At 67.5% G+C, this 17,996-nt stretch carries 15 protein-coding genes and 1 pseudogene; 9 read left to right on the forward strand and 7 right to left on the reverse strand.

Features of this window, described 5'->3' with window-relative positions; translation table 11 throughout:
- Positions 1-40: 40 nt before the first annotated feature.
- The 3 genes from AWC14_RS25250 to AWC14_RS25260 are packed head-to-tail and all read right to left on the reverse strand — an operon-like array spanning position 41 to position 2,749.
- Entirely contained in the window at positions 41-991 is a 951-nt protein-coding gene (locus AWC14_RS25250; protein WP_045374243.1) for a 2-hydroxyacid dehydrogenase, read from the reverse strand.
- Entirely contained in the window at positions 988-2,109 is a 1,122-nt protein-coding gene (locus AWC14_RS25255) for an alpha/beta hydrolase (protein ID WP_045374203.1), read from the reverse strand. Before AWC14_RS25255 ends, AWC14_RS25250 begins: the two co-directional genes overlap by 4 nt.
- Before the next feature lies 1 nt (position 2,110).
- Positions 2,111-2,749: a TetR/AcrR family transcriptional regulator gene (locus AWC14_RS25260; protein ID WP_235215812.1), complete on the reverse strand. Its 639-nt coding sequence runs from the start codon at positions 2,747-2,749 to the stop codon at positions 2,111-2,113.
- Positions 2,750-2,885: 136 nt separating this feature from the next.
- Here AWC14_RS25260 and AWC14_RS25265 point away from each other — a divergent pair, with 136 nt between their 5' ends.
- The gene (locus AWC14_RS25265) at positions 2,886-3,461 is read left to right on the forward strand and encodes a VOC family protein (RefSeq protein ID WP_045374209.1); all 576 of its coding nucleotides are present in this window, start codon (positions 2,886-2,888) and stop codon (positions 3,459-3,461) included.
- Here the strand turns inward: AWC14_RS25265 and AWC14_RS25270 are convergent.
- Positions 3,458-4,096 carry a TetR/AcrR family transcriptional regulator gene (locus AWC14_RS25270; RefSeq protein WP_428839008.1) on the reverse strand — a complete coding sequence of 213 codons (639 nt, stop codon included), beginning with the start codon at positions 4,094-4,096 and terminating at the stop codon, positions 3,458-3,460. The two genes, AWC14_RS25265 and AWC14_RS25270, sit on opposite strands and share 4 nt — an antisense overlap.
- A gap of 81 nt (positions 4,097-4,177) precedes the next feature.
- Here AWC14_RS25270 and AWC14_RS25275 point away from each other — a divergent pair, with 81 nt between their 5' ends.
- Positions 4,178-5,083, forward strand: coding sequence for an oxygenase MpaB family protein (locus tag AWC14_RS25275; protein ID WP_045374214.1), 906 nt, complete (start codon positions 4,178-4,180; stop codon positions 5,081-5,083).
- Here AWC14_RS25275 and AWC14_RS25280 read toward each other — a convergent pair.
- Together AWC14_RS25280 and AWC14_RS25285 are read right to left on the reverse strand one after the other, a co-directional pair.
- Positions 5,080-5,508 (reverse strand): type II toxin-antitoxin system VapC family toxin, encoded by a 429-nt coding sequence (locus AWC14_RS25280; RefSeq protein ID WP_045374217.1) that lies wholly within the window; start codon positions 5,506-5,508, stop codon positions 5,080-5,082. The genes AWC14_RS25275 and AWC14_RS25280 overlap by 4 nt on opposite strands.
- Positions 5,509-5,510: 2 nt before the next feature.
- A complete protein-coding gene (locus tag AWC14_RS25285; protein ID WP_045374220.1) occupies positions 5,511-5,765 on the reverse strand; it encodes a ribbon-helix-helix protein, CopG family in 255 nt (84 codons plus the stop codon).
- 82 nt (positions 5,766-5,847) lie between these two features.
- Between AWC14_RS25285 and AWC14_RS25290 the strand changes: the two genes are divergently transcribed.
- Entirely contained in the window at positions 5,848-6,753 is a 906-nt protein-coding gene (locus AWC14_RS25290; protein ID WP_045374223.1) for a class I SAM-dependent methyltransferase, read from the forward strand.
- Here AWC14_RS25290 and AWC14_RS25295 read toward each other — a convergent pair.
- Complete coding sequence (locus tag AWC14_RS25295; protein ID WP_045374226.1) at positions 6,743-8,299, reverse strand: PPE family protein; 1,557 nt, start codon at positions 8,297-8,299, stop codon at positions 6,743-6,745. The two genes, AWC14_RS25290 and AWC14_RS25295, sit on opposite strands and share 11 nt — an antisense overlap.
- 450 nt (positions 8,300-8,749) lie before the next feature.
- Here AWC14_RS25295 and eccA point away from each other — a divergent pair, with 450 nt between their 5' ends.
- The 6 genes and pseudogenes from eccA to AWC14_RS28430 all read left to right on the forward strand — a co-directional run.
- On the forward strand, positions 8,750-10,591 hold the full coding sequence (gene eccA / locus AWC14_RS25300) for a type VII secretion AAA-ATPase EccA (RefSeq protein ID WP_045374229.1): 1,842 nt from the start codon (positions 8,750-8,752) through the stop codon (positions 10,589-10,591).
- Complete coding sequence (gene eccB, locus AWC14_RS25305; protein WP_045374232.1) at positions 10,588-12,153, forward strand: type VII secretion protein EccB; 1,566 nt, start codon at positions 10,588-10,590, stop codon at positions 12,151-12,153. Before eccA ends, eccB begins: the two co-directional genes overlap by 4 nt.
- Positions 12,150-16,118 carry a type VII secretion protein EccCa gene (gene eccCa, locus AWC14_RS25310; protein WP_057003209.1) on the forward strand — a complete coding sequence of 1,323 codons (3,969 nt, stop codon included), beginning with the start codon at positions 12,150-12,152 and terminating at the stop codon, positions 16,116-16,118. Before eccB ends, eccCa begins: the two co-directional genes overlap by 4 nt.
- Positions 16,115-16,423: a PE family protein gene (locus AWC14_RS25315; RefSeq protein ID WP_045374235.1), complete on the forward strand. Its 309-nt coding sequence runs from the start codon at positions 16,115-16,117 to the stop codon at positions 16,421-16,423. The genes eccCa and AWC14_RS25315 overlap by 4 nt, the downstream gene beginning before the upstream one ends.
- 2 nt (positions 16,424-16,425) lie before the next feature.
- Positions 16,426-17,871, forward strand: coding sequence for a PPE family protein (locus AWC14_RS25320; RefSeq protein ID WP_045374237.1), 1,446 nt, complete (start codon positions 16,426-16,428; stop codon positions 17,869-17,871).
- Positions 17,872-17,923: 52 nt separating this feature from the next.
- A pseudogene (locus tag AWC14_RS28430) lies at positions 17,924-17,996 on the forward strand (type VII secretion protein EsxS); the annotation flags it as partial.

The raw sequence follows: 17,996 nt of genomic DNA on the forward strand, positions 1-17,996 counted from the left end.
CCTTGCCCTGCCTTTCGTAGGGGCGCCTGTCCCCCTCAATCTAATAACCGGTCGGTTGATTGACTACATGGGCCAGCTGCTGCCCGTCCCGCAGCCGACAGCAGTTGGCGACGGCCTCGATCAGGTAGCGCCGCATGGTGTCGGCGGTGTACCAACTGACGTGCGGCGTCAGCACCACGTTGTCCAGGCGCAGTAGCGGGTTGTCCGGCGGCACCGGCTCGACGGCGAACACGTCGAGCCCGGCGGCCGCCAACCCGTTGCTGCGCAGGGCGTCCACCAGGGCCGCCTCGTCGATGAGCTCGCCGCGCGACGTGTTGACCAATACCGCGCCCGGCTTCATGGCGGCCAGCTGGTCGCGGCCGAGCAGGTGGTGCGTCGAGGCCGTCAACGGCAGGTGCAGCGACACGATGTCGCTGGCGGCCAGCAGCTCCGCCAGCGTTCGCCAGCCCGGCAACCCGTCGTCGCGGGTGCTGGTGTGCAGCACCGTCGCACCCATCGCGGCGACGATTTGGCCGACGTGCTTGGCGATGTTGCCGTAGCCGACCAGCCCGACTGTGCAGCCGCCGATGTCGCGCACCGTTTCGCCCAGCTGCGGATCGGACGGCCAGCCGCGCCCTTCGCGGGTGAGCCGGTCGAGCACCGGCAGCCGGCGCAGTGCGGCCAGCATCAGCAGCACCGCGCCCTCTGCCACCGACGGCGCGTTGGCGCCCGGCATGTTGGCCACCGCGATGCCCAGCTCGGTCGCGGCCTGCACGTCGATGGTGTTTACCCCGGCACCGAGTTTGTGCACCAGCCGCAGCTTGGGCGCGCCGCGCAGGTCGTCGCCCGACAGCGGCCGCAGCACGTGCCAGATCACCTCGGCGTCGGGCAGCTCGTGGTAGAAGGCGTTGTCGTCATCACCCGCGCACCAGCGGATGTCGAGCCAGCCACCTTCGGGCGCAACGAAATCCAGCACCTGCGGCCCCGGGACGAAGTGCGCGAGGACTCTCAGCGCCACCTTTTGGCAATCCACTTGGCGATCGTGTCAGCCTGCTCGCTGCGTGCTCCGGGAGTGGTGAAGTAATGGTCGGTGCTGATCGTGCACATCGACTTGTCGGTGCTGGCCAGCGCGCCGTAGATGCGCTGGGCATCCGAGGGGAAGACCCCGGTGTCGGCGTCGGCGTTGATGACCAGCGCGGGGCAGGTGATGCGCGCCAGATGCGGCTCGGCCCGGGTCTGCGCGGTCCGCAGGCTCCACATCCCCAGCCAGTTGTGCAGCGTGCAGGCGGCGGCGATGCCGTGCGCCGATCGGTTCGCCTTCGCCGGAATCCCGGCATAGCACATGTTGGCCTGGCGTCTGGTCGGCTCGATGGCCGGGTCGACCATCCGCGGATCGGCCCAGGTTCGCATCACGGTGAACGGCCGATCGGAAAACCCCGCCGCCCGTACGCGTTTCAGCTCCTTTTCGGCCCAATCGGTGATCGAGTGGTTACGGGCGACCTGCGCCGAGCGGTACCGCGCGACGAACTCCTCGGAAAACGGCGGACCGTTGCTTTCGTTGAACAGGTCCAGATCCGGATCGGTGGCGATGGGGTCGTTCTCGTCGACGACTGCCGCGTCCATCCATGCGGTCAGCACGTCGGGACGACCGGGGTGGGCTGCGCTGGCGATGTAGCCGTCCGCCGGCAGCAGCTCGGTCAACCCGCTGGCGGGCCGCATGCCGGGCAGCGGGGTTACATTCGGCTCGACCGCCTGTGACTGGTAGGCCGCCATCAGCGAACCACCGCCTGAGTTGCCCAGCAGCACAATGGTTTCCACACCCTGGACCTCGCGCAGCCACCGCACGCCGACCCCGATGTCAACCAGGGCGTGGTCGAGCAGGAAGCTGCTCTCGAAGCCGCGGAATCTGGTGTTCCAGCCGAGGAACCCGATACCGCGGGTCGCCATGTAGTCGGCGAGATAGTGTTCAGAGAAGTCGATTTGGTAGTGCGTGGCGATCATTGCCACCTTCGGCTTGCGACCCACGCCGCGGTGATACAGCCCCTGACAGGGGTTCCCGCCCGCGCCGGCGCGACGTGCGGTGGGCGAGGGCAGTCCGATGAACTCGCGAATCACTCCAGGGGTGGCCATCTCACGGGACCTCCTTGTAGTAGATGGCGCGGTAGAAGATGTTGGCCAGCGTGTTGATGCAAGCCTCGTCGTCTGGATCACCGGCCACATACGCACGAGCGCCGCTGAGCTGCAGGTAGCAGAACTGGTTGAACATCGCCACGATCGCCACCGCGATCAGCTCCGGGTCGTCGTCGTCGCAGTACCCGTCGGCCTGTGCGCGTCGCACCGTTTCGGTGATGAAAGAGACCGGGACCGCGCAGATCTCGGCCCAGCACTGGGCGAAGTCGTCGCTGACCATCGCCAGCTGAGACACGCTGATCATCTCGGCGAGCCGGTTGCGATAGGTGTGCCAGTGTGCGGCCGCGGCTTCATGTGCCCGCTCGCGGTTGGAAAGCCCGTGCTGGACGACGGTTTTCGCACGCTGATTGGCTTCGTCACGAAATCGCAGCGCCCACTCGCGGATCATCGCCTCTTTGGAGTCGTAGTAGTTGTAGAACGACGCCGTCGATCGGCCGGCTTCGGTGGCGATGTCGGCGATGGTGGCGGCCAGTATTCCTTTGCGCGCGATGACGGCCCGGGCCGCGGCGTCGATCGCGGCCTGCGTTCGCCGGCCGCGATGCGTGGGCAGTTCGGCGCGCTGGCCGGGCTGCTCGGACACGGTGTACACCGGCGACGCCTCCTCTTGCTGCGACCCATGCGACCCCTGGAAGAGAGCTGAATCTGATGTTAGATTCAGATTCAGTTCTTCGTGCACGGATCAGCGATACGCGCGCCGACCGACGGGAGCCCGGCAGATGATCAAGCCGCACAACCCCAACTCCGAATTCGAACTCGGTGGGATCAACCATGTCGCGCTGGTGTGTTCGGACATGGCCCGCACTGTCGACTTCTACAGCAACATCCTCGGCATGCCGTTGGTCAAATCGCTGGATCTGCCCGGCGGTCAGGGGCAGCACTTCTTCTTCGACGCCGGCAACGGTGACTGCGTCGCGTTCTTCTGGTTCGCCGACGCGCCGAACCGGGTCCCGGGTGTGTCGTCGCCGGCCGCCATTCCCGGGATCGGGGACATCACCAGCGCCGTCAGCACGATGAACCACCTGGCCTTTCACGTTCCGGCCGAAAAATTCGACGACTACCGAAAGCGGCTCAAAGAAAAGGGCGTCCGGGTCGGTCCGGTGCTCAACCACGACGAGAGCGAGATGCAGGTCTCGGCGACGCTGCACCCCGGTGTCTACGTGCGATCGTTCTACTTCCAGGACCCCGACGGCATCACACTCGAGTTTGCCTGCTGGACAAAGGAATTCAGCGGCAGCGACGCGAAGGCGGTGCCGAAGACGGCGGCCGATCGCCGAGTGCCGGTCGGTAACTAGTCTCGGTACAGCGCCGGGTCGGCCAGTTCGTCGAGCAGCGCCGCCAGGTGGTCGACGAGTTGCCCGGAATCCAGCCGCACCTCGCCGGCCAGCCAGGCGCTCAGTGTTTGCCCGACACCACCGACCACGAAATGCGCGGTGGCGGTGATCCGGTCGTTGCGCTGCATCCTCAGTGCGGCACCGGCGTGCTGGCCGGACAACATCGCGAACAGCGCGCTGGACTCCTCGCGTTTGCGCACCAGGACCGCGTTGGCCGGCTGCGAGCTGAACAGCAAACGCCCCACCCGCGGGTCGCCGTCGATGGTCCGGACGATGTTGGCCATGCCGGCGCGGGTCTGCTCCTCGGGTGGCGCCGCGGCCACCGCCGCCTGGGTGGTGGCGGCCAGATCGGCAATCACCCAGTCAAAGACGGCGCCGACGAAGTCGTCCTTGTTGGCGAAGCTCTCGTAGAAGTAGCGAGCTGCCACCCCGGCGCGACGGCACACGGCCCGCACAGTCAGCTCGGGCGGATCCTGCTGATCGGCGCCCAGCAAATCCAGACCGGCCCCCAGTAATCGGCTGCGGCGCGCAGCGAGCCGCTCGGCGGGATCGACGCCCCGATACGGCCGCACGCTCGTCGTCTCCGTCGGGGCCATGGCCACCATCTTGACATCGAAGTCGCCCGGGCGGCAATATCGGGAAACAGGCGTTCTCACAATTAGCGGGCAGGTGTGGCGATGACGATCAGCGATCCGATCGGGCAGGTCGAGCGTGCGGTGAGTGACCCGCCCGACCCGCGGGTGAAGCGGCGCGGGCGTCGGCTACGGACGGCCGGGATGGACGACGGCCTGATGGGCGTGGCGCTGCTGGCCGGTCCGGCCAACGTGATCATGCAGTTGGCCCGCCCCGGCGTCGGATACGGCGTGCTGGAAAGCCGGGTGGAAAGCGGTCGAGTCGACCTGCATCCGGTCAAGCGGGCGCGCACCACCTTCACCTACCTGGCAGTCGCCAGCGCGGGCAGCGACGAACAGAAGGCGGCGTTTCGCCGGGCGGTCAACCGCGCGCACGCGCAGGTGTACTCGACGGACGAAAGCCCGGTGCAGTACAACGCGTTTGATCCAGAGTTGCAGTTGTGGGTCGGCGCCTGTCTGTACAAGGGCGGGGTCGACATCTACCGCATCTTCGTCGGCGAAATGGACGACGAAGAGGCCGAGCGGCACTACCGCGAGGGGATGGCGCTGGGCACCACACTGCAGGTTCCGCCGGAGATGTGGCCGGCCGATCGCGCCGCATTCGACAAGTACTGGCAGGAGTCGCTGGACAAGGTGCACATCGACGACGCGGTGCGCGAGTACCTCTATCCGATCGCGGTGGGCCGCATGCCCGGCGTGACACTGCCCGGTCCGGTGCAGCGCCGGCTGGACAGCTTTGGGCTGCTGATCACCGCCGGCTTTCTGCCGCAACGGTTCCGCGACGAGATGCGGTTCCCCTGGGACGCCGCCAAACAGCGGCGCTTCGACCGGCTGATGGCCGTGCTGCGCACGGTCAACAACCTGATGCCACGATTCGTCCGCAAATTCCCGTTCAACGTGCTGCTGTGGGATCTGGACCGGAGGATCAAGACAGGCCGGCCGCTGGTCTAAATCCCCGGACGGATGTGGCGTACGGAGGTGAACCGGGCGAAGTCCCGGTCGAGAGTCACCACGTGACAGTGGTGCTCGGCGGCGATGGCAGCGAGGACGGCGTCGGGGATCAGGTCACCGGACGCGTCTGCCTCGTCGCATATTTCGCGGAGCAATGCGACGTGGCGTGGACCCGGGTTCGTCGGAAGGTGATGCGGTTGGGCGCTGGTTGCCTCGATGAAAGCGAACGCCTCGGCTCGCGGCGAGGGAACCTCAAAAATCCGTCGATTCGTCGCCAACCGCAGAAAGGATGCCCAGACCGCGTTGGGGACGCTGAAAGGTTCGTCGCCGGTGAGCAACTGATCGAACCAGGGTCGGACCGTCTGGTGATCGGGGTGGTCACCTCGATGCGCGGCCAGCACCACGTTGACGTCGAGAAGGAACATGCTCACCGACGCGTATTCAGGTCCAGGTCCTCGTCGAGAACTTCGGCCAAGGCCCGGTTCGAGGTCAAGTCGAGGCCCGGCCTGGGGCCGGTGCCATGGAACACCGGCACGCTCGGCCGGGGCTTCCGGTCATCGGCCGCCGCAAGTTCGCGGCGAAGGGCGTCTTCGATCACCGCGCCCAGCGATTGGCCTCTCTCCCGGGCCCGCCGTTTGGCGGCCGCGAGCAGTTCATCGGAGATCGACACGGTGGTGCGCATGATGTCTATCGTATGGCATCAGACGCATCACTACCCGTCGTCGGGCGGTGTAGCCCAATCCTGTTGGCGTAGGGTCGGTTACATGCGTACTGAAGGTGACACCTGGGACATCACGACGAGTGTCGGTTCGACCGCGTTATTCGTGGCCACCGCCCGAGCATTGGAAGCCCAAAAGCCCGACCCGCTGGCGATCGACCCGTTCGCCGAGGTGTTCTGCCGCGCGGTGGGGGGACCGTCGGCCGACGTCCTCGACGGCAAGGCTCCCGAGCACCAATTGAAGACAACCGATTTCGGCGAGCACTTCGTCAACTTCCAGGGCGCCCGTACCCGGTATTTCGACAACTACTTTCGGCGGGCCGCTGACGCCGGTGTGCGGCAGGTGGTCATCCTGGCCGCCGGGCTGGATTCCCGCGCCTACCGGCTGCCCTGGCCCGGCGGGACGACGATCTTCGAGTTGGACCAGCCTCAGGTGCTGGAGTTCAAGCGTGAGGTGCTCGCCGAACACGGCGCAAAGCCACGAGCCGAGCGCCGTGAGGTCGCCGTCGACCTTCGCGAAGACTGGCCACAAGCATTGCGGGACACCGGTTTTGATCCGTCCCAGCCGTCGGCCTGGATTGCCGAGGGTCTGCTGATCTACCTTCCGGCCACCGCGCAGCATCAGTTGTTCACCGGAATCGATGCGCTGGCCGCCTCAGGTAGCCATGTCGGCTTGGAGGACGGTGCCCCGCTTCCTCCGGAGGAGTTCGCCGCCGCCGTAGAAGAAGAACGCGCGGCCAGAGCCGAAGGCGATCAACGTCTGTTCTTTCAGTTGGTCTACAACGAGCGGTGCGCGCCGGCCGACCAGTGGTTCGGTGAGCGGGGCTGGAACGCGGTGCCGACCCCGCTGGCGGATTACCTACGGGAAGTCGGGCGACCGGTTCCGGGGCCGGGCACAGAGGCGGGACCGATGATCGCCCGCAACACCTTGGTCAGCGCTGTCAAGAGCTGATCTCCCAGCTGCCCGGCATCATCGGCATCGCCGGCCCACCGCCGAACCGATCGTCGTCCAGCGTCGCCAAGCCCGCCGCGTGCTGGACAGCGGACTTGGCTGCGGTTCCGGTGAAGCCCAGCGGTCCCGCGCCACGATCGGAGGCCATCGTCGTCGGGCCGTCCGGCTCCAGGAACTCGTAGCGATAACCGCGGTCGATCCGTTGGCCCGCCGCCCGCCGACGCCTGGCGTCTTTTTGCCGCACCGCTGACGCCGCCGCGGGCGCCGGTTCCGCGGAGACCTCGGCTGCCGCCTTGGGCGCCTTGCCGCGAACGCTCGACTCCCCGCCAGACCCGAGAACGCCTGCGAGATATGGGTAGATGGAGCTTTGGGCGCCGAGGGTAGCTTCCGGGCCCGTCAGCGGCGGTGATGGGGGCGGAACGCTCGGCGGAGGTGGAGCCATTGGTGCAGGTGCGGTTGCGACCGGCGCAGCCGCGGGCGGTGGGACAGCGGTCGGGGTGGGAGCGGCCGCGATGGCCGGGACTGGGGGCACCGTCGCGACGGGCATTGGTGCCGCAGCGACTGGAACCGGCGCCGGCGCAGTCACGCCGGCCAGCCCGGCCAGACCGGCGAATCCGCCCGCCGCTCCGGCCGGCGCGATTGCCATCGGTGCGGTCAATCCCAGGGTGTAGATCGGATTGCTGAGCACAAAGCCGATCAGCCCCGCCGGGTTGTAGAGAATGAGCCAGATCAGATACATCGTGCGATGCACGACGAACTGGGTACCGAGAAGCAGCACTGCCTCGAGGAACTGCACCGGGTTACCCGCATAGTTGGCAAGCATGGCTCCGGCGCGCGGGAGGAAAGTCGCCAAGCTCGGCTGCATCATCTGGAAGGAATTCGGCGAAAACGGATTGAATTGCGGCGGGAAGATGGCCTGCAGCCACTGCTCGGGAGTGGTGGGCAGGGTGGTGCCCATGCCGGGCATATTGCCCATGCCCGAGCCGCTGCTCATGTCCGATTTCATGATCTGCGGCGCCGCTGCAGTACGTGGGGTCGTGGCGATCGCCGCGGCCGAAACAGCCTGGTAGACGGTCATGGTGGTGGCCGCTTGGACCCACATCCGCACATAGTCGGCCTCGTTGAGGGCGATCGGGATGGTATTGATGCCGAAGAAATTGGTCGCCACCAACCCGGCGTGGGTGGTGTGGTTGGCGGCCAGCTCGGGCAGCGTGGGCATGGTGGCCAACGCGGTCGTGTAGGCGGTTGCCGCGCTCACCAGCTGGGCGGCCGTTGCGGCGCAATCGGCGCTGGCCTGCGTCAGCCAGGCGACGTAGGAAGCGTGGGCGGCAACATACGACTCCGCGCTCGGGCCCTCCCACGCGCCGGCTTGCGTCGCTCCCAGTACAGCGGTGAGTTCGTCTGCAGCCGAGGCGTATTCGGTGCTAAGCGAGTCCCACGCGGCGGCGGACGCCAGCAGCGGCCCCGGGCCCGGTCCACTGCTCAGCAGCGCCGAATGTACTTCCGGCGGTAAGGCCATCCAGATCGGCGCGGCTCCTGCGGTCATCACGAACCTCTTCCGATAACACCCTCCGATATAGCACGCAATACGATATTCTATGCACGCAGATACGGAGATTTAGAGCGCTTTTCTCCGTATTGGCTGTGAAAATCGATTGTTGTACCCGCGGATGCGTGGAAGGATTTTGCCGTGTCGGGGCTGGGGTGCCTGAGCTGTCGAGCGATGCCCGCTCGGGTCGGGGAACCCGACACGGCAGCGGTCCGACTGATAGTGAGACCCGCTCAATCGAGGGCGTCAGCGTGGGGTATGGTCCCGAGCGAGGCGTTATCGAAAATGGTTTTCATAAACGTGCGGTGCCGGAAGGAGGCTGTCGTGTTGCGTCAGTCTCGTGGCCGTGGCCGCTCGCTGCTCCAACAGGGGCGTCTCGACACTTAGCTTATGCAATGCTAACTTCAGCGAAGTTAGGTAGCACTAACAACAGGAGGAGACGGGGGCGTGGACAGCGCTGACACCGGCACGCTTGCGACGCGGCCCGCAACTGCCCGGGTTGACGACGACGTCATCAGCCGATTCGCTACCTGCTGCCGGGCGCTCGGGCTCAAGGTTTACGACCGCCGGCGCCCGGCCGACCTGGCCGCCGCCCGGTCCGGCTTCATCGCCCTCACCCGTATCGCCTACGACCAGTGCGACGCTTGGACCGGCCTGGCCGCTGCCGGCGACGTGTCGGCCCGTGTGCTGGAAGCGGTTTCGCGCACCGCCCCCACCGCGGGGATCTTGCAGCGCCGCGTCGAACTGGCGCCGCGAGCGTTGGGTTTCTACTACGACACCGGTTTGTATCTGCGGTTTCGTGCCACCGACCCCGACGATTTCCACCTCGCCTATGCGGCGGCGCTGGCCGCCGAGGGCAAGTACGCCGACGCACACAAACTGGCCGGCGAGATCGCCGAGAGCCGGCCGAGCTGGCGCGACGCCCGCTGGGTCACGGTGGCCATCCACTACCGCGCCGAGCGCTGGTCCGACGTCGTCAAACTGCTGACCCCCGTCGTCAACGATCCTGACCTGGACGAGACGTACGCGCACGCCGCCAAGATCACGCTGGGCATCGCCTTGGCCCGGCTGGGCATGTTCGCCCCGGCACTGTCATACCTGGAGGAACCCGACGGTCCGGTCCCCGTCGCCGCGGTCGACGGCGCACTGGCCAAAGCGCTGGTACTGCGCGCACACGTCGATGAAGAGTCGGCAAGCGAAGTCCTGCAAGACCTTTACGCGGCCAATCCGGAGAACGAGCAGATCGAGCACGCCCTGTCCGACACCAGCTTCGGGATCGTCACCACTACTGCGGCCCGGATCGAGGCGCGTACCGATCCATGGAATCCGGAGACGGAGCCCAGTGCCGAAGACTTCATCGACCCTGAATCCCGGGAGCGCAAGGCCGAGTTGCTCGCCGAGGCCGAACGCCAGCTCGCCGAATTCATCGGACTGGAGCAGGTCAAAAACCAGGTGGCGCGCCTGAAGAGCTCGGTGGCAATGGAATTGGTGCGCAAGCAGCGGGGGCTCACGGTGGCCCAGCGCACCCACCACCTGGTCTTCGCCGGACCGCCCGGTACCGGTAAGACCACGATCGCCCGTGTCGTCGCCAAAATCTATTGCGGCCTGGGTCTTTTGAAGAAAGAGAACATCAAAGAGGTGCACCGCGCAGACCTGATCGGCCAGCACATCGGTGAGACCGAAGCCAAGACCAACGCGATCATCGACAGCGCACTGGACGGCGTGCTGTTCCTCGACGAGGCCTACGCGCTGGTCGCGACGGGCGCCAAGAACGACTTCGGGCTGGTAGCCATCGACACCCTGCTGGCCCGGATGGAGAACGACCGCGACCGGCTGGTGGTGATCATCGCCGGGTACCGCGCCGATTTGGACAAGTTCCTCGACACCAACGAAGGTCTGCGATCGCGGTTCACCCGCAGCATCGACTTCCCGTCGTACAACCCGGGCGAACTTGTCGAGATCGCGCACAAGATGGCCGAGCAACGCGACAGTGCCTTCGAGAAGGCCGCCCTCGACGATCTGGAGAAGCTGTTCGCCCATCTGGCTACCTCGACGACGCCCGATTCCAACGGCGTCAACCGGCGCAGCCTCGACATCGCCGGTAACGGCCGGTTCGTCCGCAACATCGTCGAAAAATCCGAGGAAGAAAGAGAATTCCGATTGGATCACTCGGAACAGGCGGGAACAGGTGAGTTCACCGACGAGGAACTGATCACCATCACCGCTGGCGACGTCGCCAACTCGGTGGAACCGCTGCTGCGTGGCCTCGGCCTGTCGGTGCCATCATGACCGCCCGCGAACCCGACGACGAGCGGCGCTCGTTCTCGTCGCGCACACCGGTCAACGACAACCCCGACAAGGTCGTCTATCGTCGCGGCTTCGTCACCCGCCACCAGGTAAGCGGCTGGCGATTCGTCATGCGCCGCATTGCATCTGGGGTTGCGCTGCACGACACCCGGATGCTCGTCGACCCGCTGCGCACGCAGACCCGTTCGGTGGTGATGGGCGTGCTGATCCTGGTCACCACCCTGGTGGGCTGTTTTGTGTTCTCGCTGATCCGGCCCAACGGGTCACCGGCCAACAACCCGGTGCTGGCCGACCGCTCCACCGCCGCGCTGTACGTGCGGGTCGGGGACCGACTGCACCCGGTGCTCAACTTGACCTCGGCGCGGCTGATCGCCGGCCGGCCGGTCAACCCCACCACCGTGAAAAGCAGTGCGCTGGACCAATTCCCACGCGGCAACTTGATCGGCATCCCCGGCGCGCCGGAGCGGATGGTGCAAAACACCGACAAGGACGCCAACTGGACGGTGTGCGACGCCGTCGGTGGCCCGGATGTCGGTGTCACGGTGATCGCCGGCACCCCGGACAGCAGCGGCGCCCGCGCGGCGACGCTGGCCGCCGGGCATGGCGTGCTGACCAAAAACGACGCCGGCACCTGGCTGCTGTGGGACGGCAAGCGCAGCCGCATCGACTTGGCCGACCGCGCCGTCACCGGTGCGTTGGGCTTCGGCACGGACGTGCCTGCGCCGCGGACGATAGCCGCCGGCCTGTTCAACGCGATTCCCGAGGCGCCGGCGCTGACCGCCCCGGCCATCCCCGATGCCGGAAGCCCGCCGCAGTTCCCGTTGTCGGTGGGAGCGCCGGTCGGCGCCGTCGTCGTCGCCTACGCTGCGGACAACACCCCGCTGTACTACGCGGTCTTACCCGATGGGCTGCAACCGATTTCGGCTGTGCTGGCTGCGATGCTGCGCAATGCCAACTCCTACGGCCTGGACCAGCCGCCCCGGCTCAGCGCCGATCAGGTTGCGAAGCTGCCGGTGTCGCGGGTGCTGGACACCGCGCGCTATCCGGACCAGCGGATCACTCTGGTCGACGCCGCCCATGATCCGGTCACCTGTGCGCATTGGAGCAAGCCGGCCGGAGCCGCTACGAACTCACTGACCCTGCTGTCCGGCTCGGCGCTGCCGGTGCCCGAGGCGGTGCACACCGAGGATCTGGTCAGTGCCGGTGCCGGCGGGACAGCGACGCGTGTCGCCCTGGCACCCGGCACCGGTTACTTCGCCCAGAGCGTCGGCCAGGGCGCGGAGTCACCGGCGGCGGGGTCGCTGTTCTGGATCTCCGACACCGGTGTGCGTTACGGCATCGACACCGAAGCCGGTTCCACCGGCCGCTCCAAAACCGTTGAAGCTCTTGGCCTCAACCCGCCCCCGACTCCGATCCCGTGGTCAATGCTGTCGCTGTTCGCGCCCGGCCCCACGCTGTCGCGCGCCGACGCGTTGCTCGCCCACGACGGCCTGGCGCCCGACAAGCGGCCCGGTCGAATGACCTCAGCTGAGGAGACCCGATGAGCCGTTTGATCTTCGAGGCCCGCCGCCGGGTGCCGCGGCCGGCGAGCCGCAAGGGAGCCATCAACATCGAGGCGCCCCCGGAGCTGCCGCGGGCGATCCCGCCGTCGCTGCTGCGCCGCGCGCTGCCCATCGTGATCGTCATCCTGATCGTCGGGATGATCGTCGCGATGGTCGCCACCGGGATGCGGGTGATCTCCCCGCAGACCTTGTTCTTCCCGTTCGTGCTGTTGCTCGCCGCCACAGCGCTTTACCGTGGCACCGACAACAAGATGCGCACCGAGGAAGTCGACGCCGAACGGGCCGACTATCTGCGCTACCTGTCGGTGGTCCGAGACAACATCCGCGCCCAGGCCGCCGAGCAGCGCGCGGCCGCCGAATGGTCGCACCCGGACCCGGCCGAATTGGTCGCGATACCCGGTTCGCGGCGCCAGTGGGAGCGCGACCCGGCCGACGACGACTTCCTGGTGGTGCGGGCCGGCCTGCATTCGGCGCCGCTCGCCACCGCGCTGCGCGTCAACGACACCGCCGACGAGATCGACCTGGAACCGGTGTCGCACAGTGCTTTACGCAGTCTGCTGGACACCCAGCGCACGGTGCGCGACGTGCCCGCCGGCATCGACCTGACCAAGGTTTCCCGGATCACCGTGCTCGGCGACACCGACGACGTGCGGGGCGCGTTGCGCGCCTGGATCGCCCAGGCGGTCACCTGGCACGACCCGACCGTGCTCGGCGTCGCGCTGGCCGCCCCCGACCTGGAATCGCCGGACTGGTCGTGGCTGAAATGGCTTCCGCACGTTGACATTCCGGGGCAGGTCGATGGTGTCGGTCCGGCCCGCTACCTGTCGACCAACATCGACGAGCTCGCCGCGCAGCTGGGCCCGGCGCTGGCCGACCGCCCGGCGTTCAACGGCGGTGCAGCCGACGCGCTGCGGCACCTGCTGGTCGTCGTCGACGACCCCGACTACGACGTCAACGCGTCGACGCTGGCGGCCGGTTGGGCCGGGGTCACCGTCATCCACCGTTCGGCCACCCCCCCGCACCGCGAACAGTATTCGGATCCGGAACGGCCGATCCTGCGGGTCGCCGACGGTGTCATCGACCGGTGGCAGACCGGCGGCTGGCAGCGCTACGTCGACACCGCCGACACCTTCGGCGCCGACGAGGCCGCGCATCTTGCGCGGCGGCTGTCGCGCTGGGATTCCAACCCCACCCACAGTGGGCTTCAGTCGGCGGCCACCCGCGGCGCCACTTTCACGACGCTGCTGGGGATTCCGGACGCGTCGCGGCTGGACGTGCCGACGCTGTGGGCGCCGCGCCGGCGCGAGGACGAGCTGCGAGTCCCGATCGGGGTCACCGCGACCGGGGAGCCGCTGATCTTCGACCTCAAGGACGAGGCCGAGGGCGGCATGGGCCCGCACGGCCTGATGATCGGCATGACCGGCTCCGGCAAGTCGCAGACCCTGATGTCGATCCTGTTGTCACTGTTGACAACTCATCCCGCCGACCGGCTGATCGTGATCTACGCCGACTTCAAGGGTGAGGCCGGCGCCGACAGCTTCCGGCATTTCCCGCAGGTCGTCGCCGTGATCTCGAACATGGCCGAGAAGAAGTCGCTGGCCGACCGGTTCGCCGACACGCTGCGCGGTGAGGTGGCTCGCCGCGAGGTGTTGCTGCGCGAGGCCGGCCGTCGCGTGCAGGGCAGCGCGTTCAACTCGGTCACCGAATACGAGAACGCCATTGCAGCGGGCCACGACCTGGCGCCGATCCCGACGCTGTTCGTGGTCGCCGACGAGTTCACCCTGATGCTGGCCGACCATCCGGAATACGCGGAGCTGTTCGACTACGTTGCCCGCAAGGGCCGCTCGTTCCGCATCCACATTCTGTTCGCGTCGCAGACGCTGGACATCGGCAAGATCAAGGACATCGACAAGAACACCTCCTACCGGATCGGTTTGAAGGTCGCCAGCCCCGCGGTGTCGCGGCAGATCATCGGCGTTGAGGACGCCTACCACATCGAGTCCGGCAAGGAGCACAAGGGCGTGGGGTTCCTGGTGCCCGCACCGGGCGCTGCGCCGATCAAGTTCCGCAGCACCTACGTCGACGGCATCTACGATCCGCCGCAGGCGGCGAAAACCCTTGTGGTGCACTCCGCTCCGGAGCCCAAGCTGTTCAGCGCCGGGCGCGTCGAACCGGATCAGGAGACCGTGATCACCGGCGCCGACGAGGAGGAGCCGGCCGGTCCGCCGCGCAAGCTGATCGCCACCATCGGCGACCAGTTGGCCCGCTACGGGCCGCGCGCGCCGGAGCTGTGGCTGCCGCCGCTCGACGAGCCGATCCCACTGCGGTCGGTGCTGGCCCGCGCCGCCATACCGCAAGGACAGTGGCGCTGGCCGCTCGGCGAGATCGACAAGCCGTTCGAGATGCGCCGCGACCCACTGGTGTTCGACGCGCGCTCGGCCGCCGGCAACATGGTCATCCATGGCGGCGCCAAGTCGGGCAAATCGACTGCGCTGCAGACCTTTATCCTCTCGGCTGCAAACCTGCACGCGCCCGGTGAAGTGAGCTTCTACTGCCTGGACTACGGCGGCGGGCAGCTGCGGGCGCTGGAGGACCTGGCACACGTCGGCAGCGTGGCGTCGCCGCTGGAGCCCGAACGCATCCGTCGCACCTTCGGCGAGCTCGAGCAGCTGCTGCGCATCCGCCAGCAGCGGGAGGTCTTCCGGCATCGGCAGGAATCGGGGCTCGACGACGGGTTCGGCGAGGTGTTCCTGGTCATCGACAACCTCTATGCCTTCAGCCGGGACAACACCGACCAGTTCAACACCCGTAACCCGTTGCTGGCCAAGGTGACCGAGCTGGTCAACGTCGGCCTTGCCTACGGCATCCACGTGATCGTCACCACGCCCAGCTGGCTGGAGGTTCCGCTGGCGATGCGTGACGGTCTCGGGCTGCGGCTGGAGCTCAAGCTGCACGACGCCCGCGACAGCAATGTCCGAGTGGTCGGCGCGCTGCGTCGCCCGGCCGAGACGGTGCCGCCGGACCAGCCCGGCCGGGGGCTGACCATGGCCGCCGAGCACTTCTTGTTCGCGGCCCCCGAGCCCGACCAGGTCGCCACGCTCAACGCCCGCTACCCGGGCGCCGAGGCGCCGCCGGTGCGGTTGCTGCCGAAGAACCTGGCACCCACCGAGGTCGGCGGGGTGTATCGCGGCCCGGACCGGGTGGTCATCGGCCAGCGCGAAGAAGACTTGGCCGCAGTCGAAGTCAACTTCGCCGAGAACCCGTTGCTGATGGCGTTCGGAGACACCAAGTCGGGCAAGACGACGCTGCTGCGCCACATCATTCGCACCGTCCGCGACCACTCGACCGCCGAGCAGGTCGCGTTCACGGTGCTGGACCGCCGGCTGCATCTCTTCGACGAGCCGCTGTTCGGTGACAACGAGTACACCACCAACATCGACCGCGTCATCCCGGCGATGCTGGGGCTCTCGGCTCTCATCGAAAAGCGCCGCCCGCCGGCGGGTTTGGCGCCGCACGAACTGGCCGGCTGGAGATACCGGGGCCACACCCACTACCTGATCATCGACGACGTCGACCAGATCCCGGACACGCCGGCGATGAGCGGGCCGTTCATCGGGCAGCGGCCTTGGACCAGCCTGATCGGCCTGTTGGCGGAAGCCGGCGATCTGGGCTTGCGGGTGATCATCACCGCGCGCGCCAGCGGCTCCGCGCACGCGTTGATGACCAGCCCGCTGCTGCGCCGGTTCAACGATTTGCAGGCGACCACGCTGATGCTGTCCGGCAATCCGGCCGACGGCGGCAAGATCCGTGGTCAGCGATTCGAGCGGTTGCCCGCTGGTCGAGCGATCCTGTTGGGCGACAACGACAGTCCCACGTATGTGCAGTTGGTCAACCCTCTGGTGGACGAGGGCGTGACCGTTGACGGTCGAAAGGAGTATCTGCAATGACGCTGCAAGTTGTTCCCGAGGGGTTGGCCGCTACGAGTGCGGCGGTGGAGGCGATCACCGCCAAGCTGGCGGCTGCCCACGCGAGCGCGGCTCCGTTGATCAGCGCGGTGATACCGTCTGCGGCCGACCCGGTTTCGCTGCAAACCGCTGCCGGCTTCAGCGCCCAGGGCAGCGAGCACGCGGCCGTGGCCGCCCAAGGTGTCGAGGAACTGGGCCGGGCGGGTGTCGGCGTCGGGGAGTCCGGTGCCAGCTATGCCGCCGGTGACGCGGCCGCGGCCTCGACCTACCTGGTTGCCGGCGGCTGACTATGACCGCGCCGGTGTGGATGGCTTCGCCGCCGGAGGTGCATTCGACGCTGCTCGGCAGCGGTCCTGGGCCCGGGTCGCTGCTGGCGGCCGCGGCGGCATGGACCTCGCTCAGTAACGAATACGCTTCCGCTGCAGGTGAACTCACCACGCTGTTGGGCGCGGTGCAGGCCGGATCGTGGGAAGGTCCGACCGCAGAGCAGTACGTCGCTGCCCATCTGCCGTACCTGGCGTGGTTGACGCAGGCCAGCGCGAACAGCGCAGGGGTGGCCGCTCAGCACGAGGTGGCGGCGGCGGCCTACACCACGGCGTTGGCCGCCATGCCGACCTTGCCCGAGCTGGCCGCCAATCACGCGATCCACGGGATTCTGGTTGCCACGAATTTCTTTGGCATCAACACGATTCCGATTGCGCTAAACGAGGCGGACTACGTCCGGATGTGGGTCCAGGCAGCCACCACAATGGCGACCTATCACGCGGTTTCCGGCACCGCGCTGGCGTCGGCGCCGCGCACCACGCCGGCGCCGACGGTGGTGAAGTCGAATGGCGTCACGCAGGCCGCCACCCAGGCGCCGTCTGGGTCGGACTTCTTCAGCCAGATGCTCAACCAACTGATGCAGCTGCTGCAGAATCCGGGCCAGGTGCTTCAAGCACTATTGACCAATCCCGCCGCCTGGGTGACCTATTTTCCGCTGCTGTTCTTCATCGGTTACCAGGTGTTCTGGAACCTCGTCGGCTGGCCGACGTGGGCGATGATCCTCAGCGCCCCGTTCGTGCTCCCGCTCGCGATCGGTCTTGGCGTCAGCGCACTGATGACCACGGACTCCCCGATTGCGCCGGCACTCGCTCCGGCGGTGGTCGGAGCACCCGCCGCGACCGGGACCGCGCCGTCTGCCGCGTTACCGGTCGCAGCCCTGGCGCCTGGTGTTCCCGCCTCGGCCGCCGCCGGGTCCGCCCCCGCGGGCGGCACCGCTGCGGCGAGCGCCGCACCTGCCGCCGCCTCGGCGGCACCGGGTTTTGCCTACGCGGTGGGCGGTATCTATCCGGACGGTGGACCGGGTCCGAGCCTGCGCGATCGCGAGGGAACCAAGGCACCGGCCGCACATATCCCGGCCGCTGCTGCGGTAGGGGTGTCGAGCCGGGAGAAGGCACGCGCACGGCGCCGCCGCCGGGCGGCCCTGCACGACTATGCTGACGAATTCGCGGACATGGAAACCGATTTCGGCTCCGGCAACGGCACCGAGCCGGAGACGACGGCCTCCGGCAACGGTGCAGGACGGTTGGGCTTCACCGGCACGGTGGGCAAAGACACCGTTGCCGCCGCGACGGGGCTGGCGACTCTGGCCGGTGACGAGTTCGGCGGCGGTCCGACGATGCCGATGGTGCCCGGCACCTGGGAGGCGGAGTCAGCTGGCCATACCAACGGCGAAGGGGGAGAACACAACTGAGACAGCACAGCGTATCGCACGAGTGGTAGTCGATCAGGAAAGGATGTAAGTGATGAGTTTGTTGGATGCCCATATTCCGCAGTTGGTGGCGTCGCAGTCGGCGTTTGCGGCCAAGGCGGGGTTGA

Source organism: Mycobacterium kyorinense (assembly GCF_002101735.1).
GTDB lineage: Bacteria > Actinomycetota > Actinomycetes > Mycobacteriales > Mycobacteriaceae > Mycobacterium > Mycobacterium kyorinense.

What these genes read in the sequence shown, in the direction of transcription:
- AWC14_RS25255 (WP_045374203.1), bottom strand. Translation starts at nt 2,109, where the DNA reads ATGGCCACCCCTGGAGTGATTCGCGAGTTCATCGGACTGCCCTCGCCC.
- AWC14_RS25265 (WP_045374209.1), top strand. Translation starts at nt 2,886, where the DNA reads ATGATCAAGCCGCACAACCCCAACTCCGAATTCGAACTCGGTGGGATC.
- AWC14_RS25270 (WP_428839008.1), bottom strand. Translation starts at nt 4,096, where the DNA reads ATGGCCCCGACGGAGACGACGAGCGTGCGGCCGTATCGGGGCGTCGAT.
- AWC14_RS25275 (WP_045374214.1), top strand. Translation starts at nt 4,178, where the DNA reads ATGACGATCAGCGATCCGATCGGGCAGGTCGAGCGTGCGGTGAGTGAC.
- AWC14_RS25280 (WP_045374217.1), bottom strand. Translation starts at nt 5,508, where the DNA reads ATGTTCCTTCTCGACGTCAACGTGGTGCTGGCCGCGCATCGAGGTGAC.
- AWC14_RS25285 (WP_045374220.1), bottom strand. Translation starts at nt 5,765, where the DNA reads ATGCGCACCACCGTGTCGATCTCCGATGAACTGCTCGCGGCCGCCAAA.
- AWC14_RS25290 (WP_045374223.1), top strand. Translation starts at nt 5,848, where the DNA reads ATGCGTACTGAAGGTGACACCTGGGACATCACGACGAGTGTCGGTTCG.
- AWC14_RS25295 (WP_045374226.1), bottom strand. Translation starts at nt 8,299, where the DNA reads ATGACCGCAGGAGCCGCGCCGATCTGGATGGCCTTACCGCCGGAAGTA.
- eccB (WP_045374232.1), top strand. Translation starts at nt 10,588, where the DNA reads ATGACCGCCCGCGAACCCGACGACGAGCGGCGCTCGTTCTCGTCGCGC.
- eccCa (WP_057003209.1), top strand. Translation starts at nt 12,150, where the DNA reads ATGAGCCGTTTGATCTTCGAGGCCCGCCGCCGGGTGCCGCGGCCGGCG.
- AWC14_RS25315 (WP_045374235.1), top strand. Translation starts at nt 16,115, where the DNA reads ATGACGCTGCAAGTTGTTCCCGAGGGGTTGGCCGCTACGAGTGCGGCG.
- AWC14_RS25320 (WP_045374237.1), top strand. Translation starts at nt 16,426, where the DNA reads ATGACCGCGCCGGTGTGGATGGCTTCGCCGCCGGAGGTGCATTCGACG.